We start from the raw sequence: 19,108 nt of genomic DNA, 5'->3' as shown, positions 1-19,108 counted from the left end.
GCCCCCGCGTTGATCTGCTACATCGGGTATTACCGTCTGGATCAGACTGAGTTCAAACTGCATTGCAAGGATTCAGTAGAGCAACCGCCCGATTCGCGTTGGCAAAGTCTCCACTGTCCCGTTACGTGGAGCCCATCCGTCAATGCCGAATACCAGAATTCCCAACGTATCGTTTGAACATCAATATGGGCGTGATTCTTTCACGCGCGAGTCGTCGAGTGGCATTCCGACCTCGTCGACCTCAGCCTATCTGCCGGCAGGCCGTAAAACTCAAATGGCCCTCGACCTTCGAAATCAGGTCGGTCGGGAAAATATGTACACGTTCGCGGAAGCCGGAATGGGTATTCGTTCCAGGCCTCGATTGATTGCTGAGCGTGTGACTGATCCGTATGTGAATTATTTGAAAAATACAGGGCAACTGGCGGACACGAATACGGTCGCCATCCTGAGAGGTATGGTAAGCCGGCTCGGCAAACCTGCTCTCGCCCAGCAACTCAGTAATCCGCAGCAATACGTTTCGCACGGGTTCGATCACTCCGAGCGTGTGTCCGAGTACATGGACAAGATTGCCAATGCCCATCCGGAAATCGAGGCTGCTACTGCGAGCAAATACAAAATTTCGCCACATCTCGCGCGCTTTCTGTTTCACGTTTTGGCGCACTGGCACGACGTCGGCTATCCGGATCTCAATAGCCGTCCCAAGTCGACGCACGGACTCGCGAGCGCATCCCTGTTCAGCGACAACCTGGTCGATCAATTGGGCACGCTTATCCGGCGCGAAAATGGCGAGGCAGATCAGGCGCTTCTTGATATGCGCAAAGCCATTCAACTGCACTCTGCGGACGTTAATGTCGAGCATTACCCAATCAACGTGAAGACCGATCGCGGCTCACTGCTGACTCAGAACGTGGACGCGTTGGGCAAGCTATTCGACCATTATTCGACCGCATCGCGTCGCTCTCATCGCATTTCGGCAATAGCAGTTCAAGGGCGCGATGCGGCGGCGATTGAAAAGCAGATTACCGGCATGTTGAAGACCCGCATGCTGCCGCGATCCATCAAGGTAACGGCTCGGCAAGACAAGCCCGAGTATGCGGGGCGGCCGGCCTCGCTTGATACGCGTAATGAGGTGAAGGTCGGGTTGCGCTACACCGAGCAGGAACTCACGAAAAATCCATTCGCCATTATTCGCCTTGCCGACAATCTCGATATGACAGCAGGCCGCCTGAGCCCCCTGCAGCGGACTACGGCATTCCGAACCATGTATTGGAAGCTCGGTGATCACGGGCCGATCGCCCGGACACTCTTCGCACTGAACAGGCTCGATGGCAAAAACACATCTGATGTGCCTGATATCTTGCGCGGTTTGCGGCAGGCAGCAAGCGGCAGCGCGTCGACGGACGTTGACTCGCGGATTCTTTCCGGCGTCGCCGAGCGACTCGCCCCGGACGCGATCCGCGATCTGGATGCATTGGCCGCTCGCCGGTTGCTGATACGGTCTACTGTAGACAGCGTATTGGACAGCCCGGTCGCGCACAGCCTTTCCGAGGCCGAGCGTTCAAGCTTGCGCGAGGTCGGATATCGGTTGAACGGGGAATCCATTCTTCATTTCGGCGGTTGCGAAGCAATCGAAACGATAGACGTTAAACCCGAAAAAATAGTGGTGACGGTCAATGACCCGTTGTACCGCAGGCTGAATGACGTCAAGAGCCCGGATGGGACCGGCATCGGGGAATACCAGATTGAGCGCGCAAGACAGGCATTGTCCAGTTTGACGATTAACGGTGAGCGTCCTGTCATTGAAGTGGTCGGCCGGACCGCGGGCGGTGCGTGACTGCTTTTGCCGCTGCGCCACGCGCGAAGCGTTACCCACGCTTATCGGATCGGTGCAACCGGCTACGAGGAAGCGGGTTTCGCTGAGGTATGTTGCCGCTGCGCTGCCAGCGTTTCGCGAACCGCATCGAGGCAGGCAGCGGCATCACCTATTACCAGTTGCGCCGTGCAAGCGAGCATCAGGTTCAGCGGAAGGCCGAAGTCCTCGACGACAAAGCCTTGCGAGCAGAATGCCGCACGATCTTCCACACGCACGGCGGCGCGCTCGATAAGCGCGAGACTGTCCGATCGATAACCCCAGACGGGCTTGCCCAATGCGACCGCAAACCCCACCTCGAACGCCGTGCCCGCATCGGGCTCTCCTGCGCCGCGGAAGTCGTTCAGATTGGCCATTACCGCATCCGCCGCGCGTATCAAGGCAAGGTTTGCGTTGCAAATCCACCGGGCGGCGTCATGTGCGCCGAGGCCAGCCGGCACCGCACCGTCGCTTGGATACAGTCCGATGAGGCCTCGCTCCGTGCAGAGCGCTTTGAGGTATTGGCCATGTCCGGCCGCGTCGGGACGAAATACATCGAAGCCGGCCAGATAGATTTGCGGCGGTTTCGCGGCCATGTCCTGTGTGAGCATGCGGATTCCAGACAGAAGTGAACTCGGTGACGAGTGTATCTCGCATACGCGCACACTTACACCCTGGCCGTTCGGCTAACATCGACGGACAACACCGGCACAACGCGAATGCATTGGTAGAATTCGCGGACGCATTTGCGTTTGCCGTTTCCCACTACATCTGTAACCGTTCATGTCCCGTCCGCTCGAAATTCTCAATGAGGTCTTTGGCTACCCTGCATTCAGGGGCCAGCAAGGCGAAATAGTCGAGCACGTGGCTAGCGGCGGCGATTGCCTGGTGTTGATGCCGACCGGTGGGGGAAAGTCGCTTTGCTATCAGATTCCATCGCTCGTGCGCCGCGAAAAAGGGCTGGGCGCGGGCATTGTCGTGTCGCCGCTGATCGCGCTGATGCAGGATCAGGTGGCGGCGCTCACCGAAGTGGGCGTGCGTGCGGCTTATCTGAATTCCACCTTGTCCGGTGCGGAAGCGGCCGCGACCGAACGCGCGCTGCGCGACGGCGATATCGATCTGCTTTATGTGGCGCCCGAACGGCTCATGACACCGCGTTTTCTCGAGTTGCTCGAGCGCGCGCCGATCGGATTGTTTGCGATTGACGAAGCGCATTGCGTGTCGCAATGGGGGCACGATTTCCGGCCGGAGTACATCCAGTTGTCGGTGCTGCACGAGCGGTTTCCGTCCGTGCCGCGCATCGCGCTTACCGCAACCGCCGATGCCATCACGCGCGACGAAATCATCCAGCGCCTCGCGCTCGAGGATGCTCGCGTGTTCGTGTCCAGCTTTGACCGGCCGAATATCCGGTACCGGATCGTCGAAAAGGACAACGCCCGCTCTCAGTTGCTCGACTTCATCCGCTCGGAGCACACCCGGTCCGACAGTACGACGGATGCCGGCGTCGTCTATTGCCTGTCGCGCCGGAAAGTTGAGGAAACCGCCGAGTGGCTGAAAGCGCAGGGCGTTCGCGCGCTGCCCTATCACGCCGGGATGGAGTTCGAAATCCGCCAGCAACATCAGGAGATTTTTCAGCGCGAAGAGGGCGTCGTCATGTGCGCAACGATCGCGTTCGGCATGGGCATCGACAAGCCCGATGTGCGGTTTGTCGCGCACCTGGACTTGCCGAAAAGCGTCGAGGGCTACTACCAGGAAACGGGGCGCGCGGGACGTGATGGTCTGCCGGCGAACGCATGGATGGCCTACGGCTTGGGCGACGTCGTGCAACAGCGCAAGATGATCGACGAATCGGACGCCGACGACGCGCATAAGCGTGTCCAGTCCGGCAAGCTCGACGCGCTGCTTGGGCTGTGCGAGGCGCCCACATGCCGGCGCGTACGACTGCTCGCCTATTTCGGCGAAGCCAGCGAGCCGTGCGGCAATTGCGACACATGCCTCGAGCCGCCGGCGTCGTGGGACGCGACGCGCGAATCGCAAATGGCGCTTTCGTGCGCGTTCCGGGCGCAGCGCGCAAGCGGTTTCAACTTCGGCGCCGGACATCTGATCGACATCCTGCGCGGCAATCGCACCGAGAAGATCACGCAGCGTGGGCACGATCGATTGAGCACGTTCGGAATCGGCTCGTCGCTGTCCGAGCACGAGTGGCGAGCGATATTCCGCCAGCTCGTCGCATTCGGTTATCTGACCGTCGACCATGACGGCTTTGGCGCGCTCGTGCTGACCGAGGCCAGCAAGCCTGTGCTCAAAGGGGAGCAGAAGGTCACGATGCGCCGCTACGTGAAGCCGACCCGCTCACGTCAGACGTCGGGTCGCACGAGCGAACGGGCGGATCCGACCATTGGCATGAGCGCGCGTGAGCGCGCCCGCTGGGAGCGCCTGCGAGCGTGGCGTTCCGAGACCGCGAAGAGTGACGGCGTGCCGGCGTACGTGATTTTCCACGACGCGACGCTGGCCGAAATTGCCCGCAGCGAACCCGATTCTCTCGAGGACCTGCGCCATATTCCAGGCATGGGCGCACGCAAGCTCGATCGGTTCGGCGCCGATTTGCTGGAAGTCGTGGCCGCTGACTGAGTACAGAAGTCTGCCGGCAGGCCGTCACCGGCTGCAACTTGTTGACTCTTTTAGTATTTTCGGAATATCATGCTAGGTTCCGATTCTTGGGGTGGCGGCGCGCGTTCGTAGCGTTTGTGGGTGCGCACATGTCACCCAGTCGTCATCGAATCGGAGTTCGATGCGCAGTCGTTTTCGCTTTGCCCGGAAACAGATGCGTCGATTTTGTTCAATTTCAGGAATAAACAATGCCAACCATCAATCAACTGGTTCGCAAAGGCCGGACGTCGGAAACGACGAAGAGCAAGAGCCCGGCCTTGCAGGACTGCCCCCAGCGTCGTGGCGTGTGCACCCGCGTGTACACCACGACGCCGAAGAAGCCGAACTCGGCACTTCGTAAGGTCGCCAAGGTGCGTCTCACGAACGGCTTCGAAGTCATTTCGTACATCGGCGGCGAAGGCCACAACCTGCAGGAACACTCGGTTGTGCTGATCCGCGGCGGTCGTGTGAAGGACTTGCCGGGTGTGCGTTATCACATGGTTCGTGGCTCGCTGGATACCCAGGGCGTCAAGGATCGTAAGCAGGCTCGTTCGAAGTACGGCGCGAAGCGCGCCAAGGCCGGCAAGTAAGTCATCGCCGGTCAGTGTCGGTTCAGGTCGCCTGTAAAGGCGTTATTGGCGGTGGTGCCGGGTCGCCGGTGCTGTCGAGTAAGTGGTCACCCGACCAGGCTGGTTAGTCTCAGAAGATGAATCGGGTTAGTTGGTGGCCGCGGAGCTGGGCGCGCATCAAGCGTCGCTCCAACTGAAAAGGTAAAGGAAGAAACATGCCGCGTCGTCGCGAAGTCCCCAAGCGGGAAGTGTTGCCGGATCCGAAATTCGGTAACGTTGATGTAGCAAAATTCATGAACGTGCTGATGCTCTCGGGCAAGAAGTCGGTTGCCGAGCGTATCGTGTACGGCGCTTTTGAGCAGATCCAGACCAAGGGTGGCAAGGACCCGCTGGAAGTGTTCACGGTGGCGCTCAACAACGTGAAGCCGGTGGTTGAAGTGAAGAGCCGTCGCGTTGGTGGTGCGAACTATCAGGTTCCGGTCGAAGTGCGTCCGTCGCGTCGTATGGCATTGGCGATGCGCTGGTTGCGTGAGGCCGCGAAGAAGCGCAGTGAAAAGTCGATGGCGTTGCGTCTGGCTGGTGAACTGTCGGAAGCCGCGGAAGGTCGCGGCGGCGCGATGAAGAAGCGTGACGAAGTGCACCGGATGGCGGAAGCCAACAAGGCGTTCTCGCATTTCCGTTTCTAAGCTTCCCGACCCCGGGTTAGCAGTCAATAACGGAAAGAAATTCCGGGCGGGTGCGCTAAACAGGCGCCTCGCCCGTTTGTGTTAGGGCGCGCGGGCATTTCACTCCCCATCGCGTCATTCCCATAGAGGATTAAAGTGGCTCGCAAGACACCTATCGAGCGCTACCGCAATATCGGTATTAGCGCTCACATCGACGCCGGCAAAACGACGACGACCGAGCGCATCCTGTTCTACACCGGCGTGAACCACAAAATTGGTGAAGTTCACGACGGCGCTGCCACCATGGACTGGATGGAGCAGGAGCAGGAACGCGGTATCACCATTACGTCCGCTGCCACGACCGCTTTCTGGAAGGGCATGGGCGGCAACTATCCGGAACACCGGATCAACATCATCGACACGCCGGGCCACGTCGACTTCACGATCGAAGTCGAGCGCTCGATGCGCGTGCTGGATGGCGCGTGCATGGTTTATTGCGCGGTCGGCGGCGTACAGCCGCAGTCGGAAACGGTGTGGCGCCAGGCAAACAAGTACAAGGTGCCGCGTCTTGCGTTCGTCAACAAGATGGACCGTACCGGCGCGAACTTCTTCAAGGTCTACGACCAGTTGAAGACCCGTCTGAAGGCAAACCCGGTTCCGGTCGTGGTGCCGATCGGTTCGGAAGAGAGCTTCAAGGGCGTCGTCGATCTGCTGAAGATGAAAGCGATCATTTGGGACGAGGCTTCGCAAGGTACGAAGTTCGACTACATCGACATCCCGGCTGAACTCGTCGACACGTGCAACGAATGGCGCGAGAAGATGATCGAGTCAGCCGCGGAAGCGAGCGAAGAGCTGATGGAAAAGTATCTTGGCGGCGAAGAGCTGAGCGAAGCCGAGATCGTGAAGGCGCTGCGCGATCGTACGATTGCCTGCGAAATCCAGCCGATGCTGTGCGGCACCGCGTTCAAGAACAAGGGTGTACAGCGCATGCTGGACGCCGTGATCGACTTCCTGCCGTCGCCGGTCGACATTCCGCCGGTGAAGGGCGAACTGGAAAGCGGTGAATTCGCGGAACGTCACGCATCGGACGAAGAAAAGTTCTCGTCGCTCGCGTTCAAGATCATGACCGACCCGTTCGTCGGTCAGCTGATCTTCTTCCGCGTCTATTCGGGCGTGGTGAACTCGGGCGACACGGTGCTGAATTCGACCAAGGGCAAGAAGGAACGCCTCGGCCGTATTCTGCAGATGCACGCGAACCAGCGTGAAGAAATCAAGGAAGTTCGCGCGGGCGACATCGCCGCCGCGGTCGGCCTGAAGGAAGCGACCACGGGCGACACGTTGTGCGATCCGGCCCATCCGATCGTGCTCGAGCGCATGATTTTCCCGGAACCGGTGATTTCGCAGGCCGTCGAGCCGAAGACCAAGCCGGACCAGGAAAAGATGGGCCTCGCGCTGAACCGCCTGGCTCAGGAAGACCCGTCGTTCCGCGTGCAAACGGACGAAGAGTCGGGCCAGACCATCATTTCGGGCATGGGTGAGCTGCACCTCGAAATTCTGGTGGACCGGATGAAGCGCGAATTCGGCGTAGAAGCGACCGTCGGCAAGCCGCAGGTTGCGTACCGCGAAACGATCCGCAGCACGGCGAAGGATGTCGAGGGCAAGTTCGTCAAGCAGTCGGGCGGTCGCGGCCAGTACGGTCATGCGGTCATTACGCTCGAGCCGAACGAGCAGGGCAAGGGTTACGAGTTCCTCGACGAGATCAAGGGTGGTGTGATTCCGCGTGAATACATCCCGGCGGTCGACAAGGGCATCTCGGAAACGCTGAAGAGCGGCGTGCTGGCTGGCTTCCCGGTCGTCGACGTGAAGGTCCATCTGACCTTCGGTTCGTACCACGACGTTGACTCGAACGAAAACGCGTTCCGCATGGCCGGTTCGATGGCGTTCAAGGAAGCGATGCGCAAGGCGAGCCCGGTGATTCTCGAGCCGATGATGGCGGTCGAAGTGGAAACGCCGGAAGACTACATGGGTAACGTGATGGGCGACCTGTCGGGTCGTCGCGGTATCGTGCAGGGCATGGAAGACATGGTGGGCGGTGGCAAGATCGTCCGCGCAGAAGTGCCGCTGTCCGAAATGTTTGGCTACTCGACGTCGCTGCGCTCGCTCACGCAAGGCCGTGCAACGTACACGATGGAGTTCAAGCACTACGCTGAAGCGCCGCGCAACGTCTCCGAAGCGATCATCAACGCGAAGGCGAAGTAATCATTCGGCAACGCAAGAGCCGATCAACTTTTTTGAAAGAAGAGAAACATGGCTAAAGGTAAATTCGAACGGACCAAGCCGCACGTGAACGTGGGCACGATCGGTCACGTTGACCACGGCAAGACCACGCTGACGGCGGCGATCACGACGGTGCTGACCGCGAAGTTCGGAGGCGAGGCGAAGGCGTACGACCAGATCGACGCGGCGCCGGAAGAAAAGGCGCGCGGCATCACGATCAACACGGCGCACGTGGAGTACGAAACGGCGAACCGTCACTACGCGCACGTTGACTGCCCGGGCCACGCGGACTATGTGAAGAACATGATCACGGGCGCCGCGCAGATGGACGGCGCGATCCTGGTGTGCTCGGCCGCAGACGGCCCGATGCCACAAACGCGTGAGCACATCCTGCTGGCGCGTCAGGTCGGTGTGCCGTACATCATCGTGTTCCTGAACAAGTGCGACATGGTGGACGACGCGGAGCTGCTCGAGCTGGTGGAAATGGAGGTGCGCGAGCTGCTGTCGAAGTACGACTTCCCGGGCGACGACACGCCGATCATCAAGGGCTCGGCGAAGCTGGCGCTGGAAGGCGACAAGGGCGAGCTGGGCGAAGTGGCGATCATGAACCTGGCCGATGCGCTGGACACGTACATCCCGACGCCGGAGCGCGCGGTGGACGGCTCGTTCCTGATGCCGGTGGAAGACGTGTTCTCGATCTCGGGCCGCGGTACGGTGGTGACGGGGCGTGTCGAGCGCGGCGTGGTGAAGGTCGGCGAGGAAATCGAGATTGTCGGGATCAAGCCGACGGTGAAGACGACGTGCACGGGCGTGGAAATGTTCCGCAAGCTGCTGGATCAGGGGCAGGCGGGTGACAACGTGGGTATCCTGCTGCGCGGCACGAAGCGTGAGGACGTGGAGCGTGGCCAGGTGCTGGCCAAGCCGGGTTCGATCACGCCGCACACGCACTTCACGGCCGAGGTGTATGTGCTGAGCAAGGATGAGGGCGGCCGTCACACGCCGTTCTTCAACAACTACCGTCCGCAGTTCTACTTCCGCACGACGGACGTGACGGGCTCGATCGAGCTGCCGAAGGACAAGGAAATGGTGATGCCGGGCGACAACGTGTCGATCACGGTGAAGCTGATTGCGCCGATCGCGATGGAAGAAGGTCTGCGCTTCGCGATCCGTGAAGGCGGTCGTACCGTCGGTGCCGGCGTCGTCGCCAAGATCATCGAGTAAAATCGCTGGTTCGCAGTCAGTAATAGATGGTGCCCGGGGTGAGGGCACGCGCTCCCGGCGCAAGCCCTCATCCTTCGTTCTTTTTTAATCCGGCGATGCAATATCGCCTCGCTCTTTTCAAGGAATCGTCATGCAGAACCAGAAAATCCGTATTCGCCTGAAAGCATTCGACTACCGTCTGATCGATCAGTCGGCGGCTGAAATCGTTGAGACCGCGAAGCGGACTGGCGCAATTGTTCGTGGTCCGGTGCCGTTGCCGACCCGTATTCAGCGTTTCGACATCCTGCGTTCGCCGCACGTCAACAAGACGTCGCGCGACCAGCTCGAAATCCGCACGCACCTGCGCCTGATGGACATCGTCGATCCGACGGACAAGACGGTCGACGCGCTGATGAAGCTCGATCTGCCGGCTGGCGTGGACGTCGAGATCAAGCTGCAATAAGCCTGACAGGGCACTCAGCGTATGGGTGCCGCTAAGTCTTTGATTGCTTGCGGAAAACGAAAAGCCTCGCTATAATGCAAGGCTTTTCGCGCATTTGCGCAAAAAAGTCGTGGTAGTCGGTGCCGCTGAAGTGTCCAGAAGCGCGCCCGGAAGCACGGCATTTTGTAAATTAGCCCCGACCAATCGCAGTCGGGAATGGAGAAAACGATGAGCCTTGGACTCGTAGGTCGCAAGGTTGGCATGACCCGTATCTTCACGGCGGAAGGGGATTCGATTCCCGTCACCGTGCTGGACGTGTCCGACAACCGCGTGACGCAGATCAAGACTGTTGAAACCGACGGCTACACGGCTGTTCAGGTTGCGTTCGGCACGCGCCGTGCATCGCGTGTGACGAAGCCGCTCGCAGGTCATCTCGCCAAAGCCGGCGTTCAAGCTGGCGAAATCCTCAAAGAATTCCGCATCGATGCCGCGAAGGCAGCCGAGTTGTCGAACGGCGCTATCGTGGGTCCGGATCTGTTCGAAGTGGGCCAGAAGGTCGACGTGCAGGGCGTGTCGATCGGTAAGGGCTACGCCGGTACGATCAAGCGCTACAACTTCGCTTCGGGCCGCGCGTCGCACGGTAACTCGCGTTCGCACAATGTGCCGGGCTCGATCGGTATGGCGCAGGATCCGGGTCGTGTGTTCCCGGGCAAGCGCATGACCGGTCACATGGGTGACGAGACGGTGACGGTGCAGAACCTCGAAATCGCGCGTATCGACGCTGAACGCAAGCTGCTGCTCGTCAAGGGCGCCGTTCCGGGCGCGAAGGGCGGCAAGGTTTTTGTGACGCCGGCTGTGAAGGCGCCTGCTGCGAAAGGAGCGAAATAATGGAACTTAAGCTCCTGAATGCCAATGGTCAGGAAGGTGCGGCAGTCACCGCGTCTGACGTCGTGTTCGGCCGTGACTATAACGAAGCGCTGATCCACCAGATCGTGGTCGCGTATCAGGCCAATGCTCGCAGCGGCAACCGTGCGCAGAAAGACCGTGAACAGGTCCACCACTCGACGAAGAAGCCGTGGCGTCAAAAGGGCACGGGCCGCGCTCGTTCCGGTATGACGTCGAGCCCGTTGTGGCGTGGCGGTGGTCGCATTTTCCCGAACTCGCCGGAAGAAAACTTCTCGCACAAGGTCAACAAGAAGATGCATCGCGCAGGTCTCTGCTCGATCTTCTCGCAGTTGGCCCGCGAAGGCCGTATCTCGGTGGTCGACGAGCTGACGCTCGAAGCGCCGAAGACCAAGCTGCTGGCCCAGAAATTCAAGGCAATGGGTCTCGATTCCGTGCTGGTCATCACCGACACGGTTGACGAGAACCTGTACCTCGCGTCGCGCAACCTCGCCCACGTGGCGGTTGTCGAGCCGCGTTACGCCGACCCGCTGTCGCTGATCTACTTCAAGAAAGTGCTGATTACGAAGGCTGCGGTCGCCCAGATCGAGGAGTTGCTGTCATGAGCGAGATTCGCAAAAACGATCATCGTTTGATGCAGGTCCTGCTCGCGCCGGTGATCTCCGAAAAGGCGACGCTGGTGGCCGACAAGAACGAGCAAGTCGTGTTCGAAGTCGCGCCGGATGCCACGAAGCAGGAAGTGAAGGCTGCTGTCGAGCTGCTGTTCAAGGTGGAAGTCGATTCCGTCAACGTGCTGGTTCAGAAGGGCAAGGCAAAGCGCTTTGGCCGCTTCATGGGCAAGCGCAAGGACGTGAAGAAAGCATACGTCTGCCTGAAGCCCGGCCAGGAAATCAACTTTGAAGCGGAGGCCAAGTAATCATGGCGCTCGTGAAAGTTAAGCCGACTTCGCCGGGTCGCCGCGCGATGGTCAAGGTGGTGAACAAGGACTTGCATACAGGCAAGCCCTTTGCACCGCTGCTCGACACGCAGAAGTCGAAGGCAGGCCGTAACAACAACGGTCGCATCACCACGCGCCATCAAGGCGGTGGCCACAAGCAACACTACCGTGTCGTCGACTTCCGTCGTACGAAGGACGGCATTCCGGCAAAGGTCGAGCGTCTCGAGTACGACCCGAACCGTAGCGCGAACATTGCGCTGGTGCTGTACGCAGATGGCGAACGTCGCTACATCATCGCGCCGAAGGGCGTGACGGTTGGTCAGCAACTGATGTCGGGTGCCGAGGCGCCGATCCGCGCAGGTAACACGCTGCCGATCCGCAACATTCCGGTCGGTACGACGATTCATTGCATCGAAATGCTGCCGGGCAAGGGCGCGCAACTCGCGCGTTCGGCGGGCACGTCGGCGATGCTGCTGGCTCGCGAAAGCGTCTACGCACAGGTGCGTCTGCGTTCGGGCGAAATCCGCCGCGTGCACGTCGAGTGCCGCGCGACGATCGGTGAAGTGGGCAACGAAGAGCACAGCCTCCGTCAAATCGGTAAGGCCGGCGCGAACCGCTGGCGCGGCATCCGCCCGACGGTGCGTGGCGTTGCTATGAACCCGGTCGATCACCCGCACGGTGGTGGTGAGGGCAAGACGGCAGCAGGTCGCCATCCGGTGAGCCCGTGGGGTACGCCGACGAAGGGCTATCGCACCCGCAGCAACAAGCGCACGACGAGCATGATCGTCCAGCGCCGTCACAAGCGTTAAGGAGTAGGCAATGGCACGTTCAATCAAAAAAGGTCCGTTCTGCGACGCCCATTTGCTGAAGAAAGTTGAGGCGGCTGCAGCTTCGCGTGACAAGAAGCCGATCAAAACCTGGTCGCGCCGCTCGACGATTCTGCCGGACTTCATCGGTCTGACGATCGCCGTTCACAACGGCCGTCAACACGTTCCGGTGTATGTCACGGAAAACATGGTCGGCCACAAGCTTGGCGAGTTCGCATTGACCCGTACGTTCAAGGGTCACGCGGCCGACAAGAAGGCCAAGAAATAAGGGGCTATCAAGATGGAAGTGAAAGCAATTCATCGCGGTGCCCGCATCTCGGCGCAGAAGACGCGCCTTGTGGCTGACCAGATCCGCGGTTTGCCGGTCGACAAGGCGCTGAACGTCCTGACGTTCTCGCCGAAGAAGGCGGCTGGCATCGTGAAGAAGGTCGTGCTGTCGGCGATCGCGAATGCGGAGCACAACGAAGGCGCCGATATCGACGAGCTCAAGATCACGAGCATCTACGTCGACAAGGCTGCGTCGCTCAAGCGTTTTACCGCGCGTGCGAAAGGCCGCGGCAACCGCATTGAGAAGCAATCCTGTCACATCACTGTGACGGTCGGGAATTAAGGGGTCATACGATGGGACAGAAAATTCATCCGACTGGCTTCCGTTTGGCCGTCAGCCGCAATTGGGCGTCGCGTTGGTACGCGAGCAACAATAATTTCGCGGCGATGTTGCAGGAAGACATCGGTGTTCGTGAATACCTGAAGAAGAAGCTGAAGAACGCTTCGGTCGGTCGCGTCGTCATCGAGCGCCCGGCGAAGAACGCGCGCATCACGATTTACAGCTCGCGTCCGGGTGTGGTGATCGGCAAGAAGGGCGAAGACATCGAACAGTTGAAGTCGGAACTGCAGAAGCGCATGGGCGTTCCGGTTCACGTCAACATCGAAGAAATTCGCAAGCCGGAAACCGATGCGCAACTGATCGCCGATTCGATCACGCAACAGCTCGAGCGCCGGATCATGTTCCGTCGCGCGATGAAGCGTGCGATGCAAAACGCGATGCGTCTGGGTGCTCAAGGCATCAAGATCATGAGCGCGGGTCGTCTGAACGGCATCGAAATCGCACGTACCGAGTGGTATCGCGAAGGTCGCGTGCCGCTCCATACGCTGCGTGCGGACATCGACTACGCAACGTCGGAAGCGAAGACGACGTACGGCATCATCGGCGTGAAGGTGTGGGTCTATAAGGGCGACACGCTCGGCCGCAACGACGCACCGGTGGTCGAAGAAGTGGCCGAAGAAAAGCGTCCGCGCCGCAATGCTCGCCCGGGTGGCGATCGCCGTCCGCGCCGTGACGGTGAAGGTGGCGGTCCGGCAGGTGCTCGCCGCGGCGGTCCCCGTCGCGGCGGCGCCGGTGGTGGTAATGCCGGCGGCGACGGCAAGACTGGAGAATAACCATGCTGCAACCGAAACGCAGGAAGTATCGCAAAGAGCAGAAGGGCCGTAACACCGGTGTGGCGACGCGCGGCAACGCAGTGTCGTTCGGTGAATATGGTCTGAAGGCCATCGGTCGCGGCCGCCTGACCGCGCGTCAAATTGAAGCGGCGCGTCGTGCAATGACGCGTCACATCAAGCGCGGCGGCCGCATCTGGATCCGCATTTTCCCGGACAAGCCGATCTCGCAAAAGCCGGCTGAAGTACGTATGGGTAACGGTAAGGGTAACCCGGAGTACTACGTCGCGGAGATTCAACCGGGCAAGATGCTGTACGAAATGGACGGCGTAACCGAAGAGCTGGCACGCGAGGCGTTCCGTCTGGCTGCAGCAAAGCTGCCGCTGAAGACGACCTTCATCGTTCGTCAGCTTGGCGCCTAAGGAGTGATGATGAAGGCTTCCGAACTTCACCAGAAAGATAAGGCCGCGCTCAACAAGGAGTTGTCGGACCTGTTGAAGGCGCAATTCGGCCTGCGCATGCAGCTCGCGACCCAGCAGCTTACGAACACGAGTCAGCTGAAGAAGGTTCGTCGCGACATCGCGCGTGTGCGGACCGTCCTGACTGAGAAGGCGAACCAGAAATGAACGATAGCGTAAAAACCTCGCTTAAGCGGACGCTGGTCGGCAAGGTCGTCAGCAACAAGATGGACAAGACGGTCACCGTGCTGGTCGAGCACCGCGTCAAGCATCCGATCTACGGCAAGTACGTCGTACGGTCGAAGAAGTACCACGCTCACGACGAAGCGAACACCTACAAAGAGGGCGACCTCGTTGAAATCCAGGAAACTCGTCCGATTTCGAAGACGAAGGCCTGGTCGGTGTCGCGTCTTGTTGAGGCTGCTCGCATCATCTAACGCAGCCGGAATTGTCGGTGAGTCGTAGAAGTAGTTGAAATCGCAGTAGATTCCGCTTGCAGGACCGAGATTATTTGATATAATCTCGGTCTTCCCTCTTTCTGGGAGCCCAGCCGTTGTCTGCAGTTGGCAAGGCGGTGGGGCAAATCGTAGGTGGAAACCCTGGTGGGAAGATGGTGCGGGCAGCGGCCCGTGCTGAAAGCTTCACCGGATTGCGATGGCGGGTTTCGTTAGCCGTCGCTGCCTGTTCTATCCCAAGCAGCCGCCACGGCTGACGGGGCCAAGACTGACCGGATGTGCCATGGTGGTGCAACCGGATTAAGTTGGGAAAAGTAAACCATGATCCAGACCGAAACTCGGCTTGAAGTGGCCGACAACACGGGTGCGCGTGAAGTTATGTGCATCAAGGTGCTCGGCGGCTCGAAGCGTCGTTATGCCAGCATCGGCGACATCATCAAGGTGAGCGTCAAAGAGGCAACGCCGCGCGGGCGCGTGAAGAAAGGCGAAATCTATAACGCCGTGGTGGTTCGCACCGCCAAGGGTGTGCGCCGTCAAGACGGCTCGCTGATCAAGTTCGACGGCAATGCCGCCGTGCTTTTGAATACCAAGCTCGAGCCTATCGGCACCCGTATCTTTGGGCCGGTCACGCGTGAGTTGCGTAGCGAACGCTTCATGAAGATCGTTTCGCTCGCGCCGGAAGTGCTGTAAGGAGCCGAGATGAAGAAGATTCGTAAAGGCGACGAGGTCATCGTCACGACCGGCAAAGACAAGGGCAAGCGCGGCGTCGTGCTGGCCGTTGGTGATGAGCGCGTGACGGTCGAAGGCATCAATATCGCCAAGAAGCATGTGAAGCCGAACCCGATGAAGGGTACGACGGGTGGTGTGGAGGCGAAGGTCATGCCGCTGCATATCTCGAACGTTGCTCTGGTCGACGCGAATGGCAAGCCGTCGCGTGTTGGCATCAAGGTCGAAGGGGACAAGAAGGTTCGTTTCCTGAAGACGACCGGTGCTGTGCTGGGCGCCTGACGCCGCGGAGTAAAAAATGGCACGTTTGCAAGAATTCTATAAAGAGAAGGTTGTTCCCGGCCTGATCGAGAAGTTCGGCTACAAGTCCGTCATGGAAGTGCCGCGCATCACCAAGATCACGCTGAACATGGGTCTTGGCGAAGCCGTCGCTGACAAGAAGATCATCGAGAACGCCGTTGGCGATCTGACGAAGATCGCGGGTCAGAAGCCGGTGATCACGAAGGCGCGTAAGGCAATCGCGGGCTTCAAGATTCGCCAGGGTTATCCGATCGGTGCGATGGTCACGTTGCGTGGCCAGGCTATGTACGAATTTCTCGACCGTTTCGTGACGGTTGCGCTCCCGCGTGTGCGCGACTTCCGCGGTGTGTCGGGTCGTGCATTCGACGGTCGTGGTAACTACAACATCGGTGTGAAAGAGCAGATCATTTTCCCCGAAATTGACTACGACAAGATCGACGCGCTGCGTGGGCTGAACATCAGCATCACGACGACTGCGAAGACCGACGATGAAGCAAAGGCACTGCTCGCCAGCTTCAAGTTCCCGTTCAGAAACTGAGGTTACCGTGGCTAAACTGGCACTGATCGAACGTGAAAAGAAGCGCGCTCGCCTCGTCGCAAAATATGCGACCAAGCGTGCAGAGCTGAAGGCGATCATCGACGACGCGAGCAAGTCGGACGAGGAGCGTTATGCGGCTCGTCTGGACCTGCAGCAACTGCCCCGCAACGCAAACCCGACCCGCCAACGCAACCGTTGCGCGATCACGGGTCGTCCGCGTGGCACGTTCCGTAAATTTGGGCTGGCCCGTAACAAGATTCGTGAAATCGCGTTCCGTGGCGAGATCCCTGGCCTGACCAAGGCGAGCTGGTAATAGGAGAAACATAAGATGAGCATGAGTGATCCTATCGCCGATATGCTGACTCGCATCCGCAATGCGCAGATGGTCGAGAAAGTTTCGGTGACGATGCCCTCGTCGAAGGTCAAGATTGCGATCGCGCAGGTCCTGAAGGACGAAGGTTATATCGAGGATTTCGCAGTGAAGTCCGAAGGCGCGAAGACGGAGCTGAATATCGCTCTGAAGTACTACGCTGGTCGTCCGGTTATCGAGCGCCTCGAGCGCGTGTCGAAGCCTGGTCTGCGTGTGTACCGTGGTCGCAATGACATTCCGCAGGTCATGAACGGTCTCGGCGTTGCAATCGTGTCGACGCCGAAGGGTGTGATGACGGACCGCAAGGCGCGCGCGACTGGCGTGGGCGGCGAAGTCATCTGCTACGTTGCTTAAGACCGAAAGGAGAGAGAAACATGTCTCGAGTAGGTAAAAGCCCGATCGTGCTGAAAGGCGCCGAAGTGGCTATCAGCGACGAGCGCATTACCGTCAAGGGCCCGCTGGGTACGATCTCGCAAAACGCGAATCGTCTGGTGAAGGTGGTGAACGACAACGGCACGCTGAAGTTCGAGCCGGTGGACGAAAGCCGCGAAGCAAACGCGATGTCGGGCACGATGCGCGCACTGGTTGCGAACATGGTGAACGGCGTGACGAAGGGTTTCGAGCGCAAGCTGACGCTGGTTGGCGTTGGTTATCGTGCACAGGCGCAAGGCGACAAGCTGAACCTGTCGCTGGGTTTCTCGCACCCTGTGGTGCACCAGATGCCGGAAGGCATCAAGGCTGAAACCCCGTCGCAAACCGAAATCGTGATCAAGGGGATCGACAAGCAGAAGGTCGGCCAGGTTGCCGCGGAAGTGCGCGGTCACCGTCCGCCGGAGCCCTATAAGGGCAAAGGCGTGCGCTATGCCGACGAGGTCGTGATCCTCAAAGAAACGAAGAAGAAGTAAGGGTGCGCAATCATGGATAAGACTCAATCTCGCCTGCGCCGCGCTCGTCAGACGCGTATCAAGATCGCTGAGCTGCAGGTCGCGCGTCTGGCCGTTCATCGCACGAACACGCACATTTATGCGCAAGTGTTCTCGCCGTGCGGTACCAAGGTGCTCGCCAGCGCGTCGACGCTCGAAGCCGAAGTGCGTGCGCAACTCGCTGACAATTCGGGTAAGGGTGGCAACGTTGCTGCTGCGACCCTGATCGGCAAGCGCATCGCTGAAAAGGCTAAGGCTGCCGGCATCGAATCCGTCGCCTTCGACCGCTCGGGTTTCCGCTACCACGGCCGCGTGAAAGCGCTGGCTGACGCGGCGCGCGAAGCCGGGCTCAAGTTCTAAGGGAAGGAATTCGTCATGGCAAAGATGCAAGCGAAAGTTCAGGCTGACGAGCGCGACGACGGCCTTCGCGAAAAAATGATTTCGGTCAATCGTGTGACCAAGGTCGTCAAGGGTGGCCGGATTCTCGGCTTCGCCGCACTGACCGTGGTTGGCGATGGCGATGGCCGCGTCGGTATGGGCAAGGGCAAGGCGAAGGAAGTGCCGGTTGCTGTCCAGAAGGCTATGGAACAGGCGCGCCGTAACATGTTCAAGGTGCCGCTCAAGAACGGCACGCTGCAACATGAAGTGCACGGCAAGCACGGTGCATCCACGGTCCTGCTCGCTCCGGCGAAGGACGGTACCGGCGTGATCGCCGGTGGCCCGATGCGCGCGGTGTTCGACGTGATGGGCGTGCAGAACGTTGTGGCGAAGAGCCACGGTTCGACGAACCCGTACAACCTCGTTCGTGCGACGCTCGACGGCCTGCGCAAGCAGTCCACGCCGGGTGATATCGCGGCGAAGCGCGGCAAGTCCGTCGAAGAAATTCTGGGCTAAAGGTGGGCACGATGTCTGAAAAAACTGTGAAGGTTCAGCTCGTCAAGAGCCTGATCGGCACCCGCGAATCGCACCGTGCGACGGTGCGCGGCTTGGGCCTGCGCCGACTCAACTCGGTCAGCGAACTGCAGGACACGCCGGCTGTGCGCGGCATGATCAACAAGGTCTCGTACCTCGTTAAGGTCCTCGGCTAAGCGGCTGATCGGGTACTCAAGGAGTTGATAATGGAATTGAATAACCTGAAGCCGGCCGAAGGCGCGAAGCATGCAAAGCGTCGCGTGGGCCGTGGCATCGGCTCTGGCCTCGGTAAGACCGCGGGTCGTGGTCACAAGGGTCAGAAATCGCGTTCGGGCGGCTTCCACAAGGTCGGCTTCGAAGGCGGTCAGATGCCTCTGCAGCGTCGTCTGCCGAAGCGCGGCTTCACGTCGCTGACGAAGGAATTCGTTGGCGAAGTGCGTCTGGGCGATCTGGAGAAGCTGCCGGTCGATGAAATCGATCTGCTCGCGCTGAAGCAAGCCGGCCTGGTCGGCGAGTTGATGAAGAGCGCCAAGATCATCGCGACGGGCGAGTTGAAGCGCAAGATCGTCGTGAAGGGTCTGGGTGCGACGAAGGGTGCGCGTGCCGCGATTGAAGCAGCCGGCGGCTCTTTTGCTGAGTAACGGGCAAGTCGGTTGCCGTCACTAGCATTT

28 protein-coding genes are annotated in these 19,108 nt (G+C 59.8%); 27 read left to right on the top strand and 1 reads right to left on the bottom strand.

Annotated elements, in window-relative coordinates:
• The first annotated feature begins 142 nt into the window (after positions 1–142).
• Positions 143–1,834: a hypothetical protein gene (locus HV675_RS20605; RefSeq protein ID WP_175112952.1), complete on the top strand. Its 1,692-nt coding sequence runs from the start codon at positions 143–145 to the stop codon at positions 1,832–1,834.
• Between the two features lie 62 nt (positions 1,835–1,896).
• On the opposite strand, the gene HV675_RS20600 is transcribed toward HV675_RS20605, so the two are convergent.
• Positions 1,897–2,445 (bottom strand): nucleoside 2-deoxyribosyltransferase, encoded by a 549-nt coding sequence (locus HV675_RS20600; protein WP_246270420.1) that lies wholly within the window; start codon positions 2,443–2,445, stop codon positions 1,897–1,899.
• 187 nt (positions 2,446–2,632) lie between these two features.
• Between HV675_RS20600 and recQ the strand changes: the two genes are divergently transcribed.
• From recQ to rplO, 26 genes are all read left to right on the top strand, one after another.
• Positions 2,633–4,480 (top strand): DNA helicase RecQ, encoded by a 1,848-nt coding sequence (gene recQ, locus HV675_RS20595; protein WP_175112950.1) that lies wholly within the window; start codon positions 2,633–2,635, stop codon positions 4,478–4,480.
• A gap of 227 nt (positions 4,481–4,707) precedes the next feature.
• Positions 4,708–5,088 (top strand): 30S ribosomal protein S12, encoded by a 381-nt coding sequence (gene rpsL / locus HV675_RS20590; protein WP_006053290.1) that lies wholly within the window; start codon positions 4,708–4,710, stop codon positions 5,086–5,088.
• 194 nt (positions 5,089–5,282) lie between these two features.
• Positions 5,283–5,753 (top strand): 30S ribosomal protein S7, encoded by a 471-nt coding sequence (gene rpsG / locus HV675_RS20585; RefSeq protein WP_006053291.1) that lies wholly within the window; start codon positions 5,283–5,285, stop codon positions 5,751–5,753.
• Between the two features lie 135 nt (positions 5,754–5,888).
• The gene (gene fusA, locus HV675_RS20580) at positions 5,889–7,991 is read left to right on the top strand and encodes an elongation factor G (protein ID WP_175112949.1); all 2,103 of its coding nucleotides are present in this window, start codon (positions 5,889–5,891) and stop codon (positions 7,989–7,991) included.
• 48 nt (positions 7,992–8,039) lie between these two features.
• Positions 8,040–9,230, top strand: coding sequence for an elongation factor Tu (gene tuf, locus HV675_RS20575; protein ID WP_175112948.1), 1,191 nt, complete (start codon positions 8,040–8,042; stop codon positions 9,228–9,230).
• Between the two features lie 130 nt (positions 9,231–9,360).
• Positions 9,361–9,672 carry a 30S ribosomal protein S10 gene (gene rpsJ, locus HV675_RS20570; RefSeq protein ID WP_027819357.1) on the top strand — a complete coding sequence of 104 codons (312 nt, stop codon included), beginning with the start codon at positions 9,361–9,363 and terminating at the stop codon, positions 9,670–9,672.
• 207 nt (positions 9,673–9,879) lie between these two features.
• Complete coding sequence (gene rplC, locus HV675_RS20565; protein ID WP_175112947.1) at positions 9,880–10,539, top strand: 50S ribosomal protein L3; 660 nt, start codon at positions 9,880–9,882, stop codon at positions 10,537–10,539.
• Complete coding sequence (rplD, locus tag HV675_RS20560; protein ID WP_175112946.1) at positions 10,539–11,159, top strand: 50S ribosomal protein L4; 621 nt, start codon at positions 10,539–10,541, stop codon at positions 11,157–11,159. The genes rplC and rplD overlap by 1 nt, the downstream gene beginning before the upstream one ends.
• On the top strand, positions 11,156–11,470 hold the full coding sequence (gene rplW / locus HV675_RS20555) for a 50S ribosomal protein L23 (RefSeq protein WP_075158350.1): 315 nt from the start codon (positions 11,156–11,158) through the stop codon (positions 11,468–11,470). The genes rplD and rplW overlap by 4 nt, the downstream gene beginning before the upstream one ends.
• 2 nt (positions 11,471–11,472) lie before the next feature.
• Positions 11,473–12,300: a 50S ribosomal protein L2 gene (rplB, locus tag HV675_RS20550; protein ID WP_175112945.1), complete on the top strand. Its 828-nt coding sequence runs from the start codon at positions 11,473–11,475 to the stop codon at positions 12,298–12,300.
• Between the two features lie 10 nt (positions 12,301–12,310).
• Entirely contained in the window at positions 12,311–12,586 is a 276-nt protein-coding gene (gene rpsS / locus HV675_RS20545) for a 30S ribosomal protein S19 (RefSeq protein WP_006998484.1), read from the top strand.
• Between the two features lie 12 nt (positions 12,587–12,598).
• The gene (rplV, locus tag HV675_RS20540; RefSeq protein ID WP_007730533.1) at positions 12,599–12,928 is read left to right on the top strand and encodes a 50S ribosomal protein L22; all 330 of its coding nucleotides are present in this window, start codon (positions 12,599–12,601) and stop codon (positions 12,926–12,928) included.
• Positions 12,929–12,939: 11 nt separating this feature from the next.
• Entirely contained in the window at positions 12,940–13,758 is an 819-nt protein-coding gene (gene rpsC / locus HV675_RS20535) for a 30S ribosomal protein S3 (RefSeq protein WP_175112944.1), read from the top strand.
• A 2-nt stretch (positions 13,759–13,760) separates the two neighbouring features.
• On the top strand, positions 13,761–14,177 hold the full coding sequence (gene rplP / locus HV675_RS20530) for a 50S ribosomal protein L16 (protein ID WP_075158347.1): 417 nt from the start codon (positions 13,761–13,763) through the stop codon (positions 14,175–14,177).
• A 9-nt stretch (positions 14,178–14,186) separates the two neighbouring features.
• Positions 14,187–14,381 carry a 50S ribosomal protein L29 gene (gene rpmC, locus HV675_RS20525; protein ID WP_075159014.1) on the top strand — a complete coding sequence of 65 codons (195 nt, stop codon included), beginning with the start codon at positions 14,187–14,189 and terminating at the stop codon, positions 14,379–14,381.
• A complete protein-coding gene (rpsQ, locus tag HV675_RS20520) occupies positions 14,378–14,650 on the top strand; it encodes a 30S ribosomal protein S17 (RefSeq protein WP_175112943.1) in 273 nt (90 codons plus the stop codon). The genes rpmC and rpsQ overlap by 4 nt, the downstream gene beginning before the upstream one ends.
• A 339-nt stretch (positions 14,651–14,989) precedes the next feature.
• Positions 14,990–15,358: a 50S ribosomal protein L14 gene (rplN, locus tag HV675_RS20515; protein WP_028213345.1), complete on the top strand. Its 369-nt coding sequence runs from the start codon at positions 14,990–14,992 to the stop codon at positions 15,356–15,358.
• 9 nt (positions 15,359–15,367) lie between these two features.
• On the top strand, positions 15,368–15,676 hold the full coding sequence (rplX, locus tag HV675_RS20510) for a 50S ribosomal protein L24 (protein ID WP_175112942.1): 309 nt from the start codon (positions 15,368–15,370) through the stop codon (positions 15,674–15,676).
• 16 nt (positions 15,677–15,692) lie between these two features.
• Positions 15,693–16,232, top strand: coding sequence for a 50S ribosomal protein L5 (gene rplE / locus HV675_RS20505; protein WP_006052214.1), 540 nt, complete (start codon positions 15,693–15,695; stop codon positions 16,230–16,232).
• 7 nt (positions 16,233–16,239) lie between these two features.
• Positions 16,240–16,545: a 30S ribosomal protein S14 gene (gene rpsN, locus HV675_RS20500; protein WP_175112941.1), complete on the top strand. Its 306-nt coding sequence runs from the start codon at positions 16,240–16,242 to the stop codon at positions 16,543–16,545.
• Positions 16,546–16,560: 15 nt separating this feature from the next.
• Entirely contained in the window at positions 16,561–16,956 is a 396-nt protein-coding gene (gene rpsH, locus HV675_RS20495) for a 30S ribosomal protein S8 (RefSeq protein ID WP_175112940.1), read from the top strand.
• Positions 16,957–16,976: 20 nt separating this feature from the next.
• Positions 16,977–17,507 (top strand): 50S ribosomal protein L6, encoded by a 531-nt coding sequence (gene rplF, locus HV675_RS20490; RefSeq protein WP_175112939.1) that lies wholly within the window; start codon positions 16,977–16,979, stop codon positions 17,505–17,507.
• A gap of 12 nt (positions 17,508–17,519) precedes the next feature.
• The gene (gene rplR / locus HV675_RS20485) at positions 17,520–17,885 is read left to right on the top strand and encodes a 50S ribosomal protein L18 (protein ID WP_175112938.1); all 366 of its coding nucleotides are present in this window, start codon (positions 17,520–17,522) and stop codon (positions 17,883–17,885) included.
• A 15-nt stretch (positions 17,886–17,900) separates the two neighbouring features.
• Positions 17,901–18,419: a 30S ribosomal protein S5 gene (gene rpsE, locus HV675_RS20480; RefSeq protein ID WP_009888402.1), complete on the top strand. Its 519-nt coding sequence runs from the start codon at positions 17,901–17,903 to the stop codon at positions 18,417–18,419.
• Between the two features lie 11 nt (positions 18,420–18,430).
• Positions 18,431–18,613, top strand: coding sequence for a 50S ribosomal protein L30 (gene rpmD / locus HV675_RS20475; RefSeq protein ID WP_175112937.1), 183 nt, complete (start codon positions 18,431–18,433; stop codon positions 18,611–18,613).
• Positions 18,614–18,643: 30 nt separating this feature from the next.
• Entirely contained in the window at positions 18,644–19,078 is a 435-nt protein-coding gene (gene rplO / locus HV675_RS20470) for a 50S ribosomal protein L15 (protein WP_175112936.1), read from the top strand.
• Positions 19,079–19,108 lie beyond the last annotated feature (30 nt).

Source organism: Paraburkholderia solisilvae (assembly GCF_902859875.1).
Classification (GTDB): Bacteria; Pseudomonadota; Gammaproteobacteria; order Burkholderiales; family Burkholderiaceae; genus Paraburkholderia; species Paraburkholderia solisilvae.
This window is presented reverse-complemented; position numbering and strand designations above follow the sequence as displayed.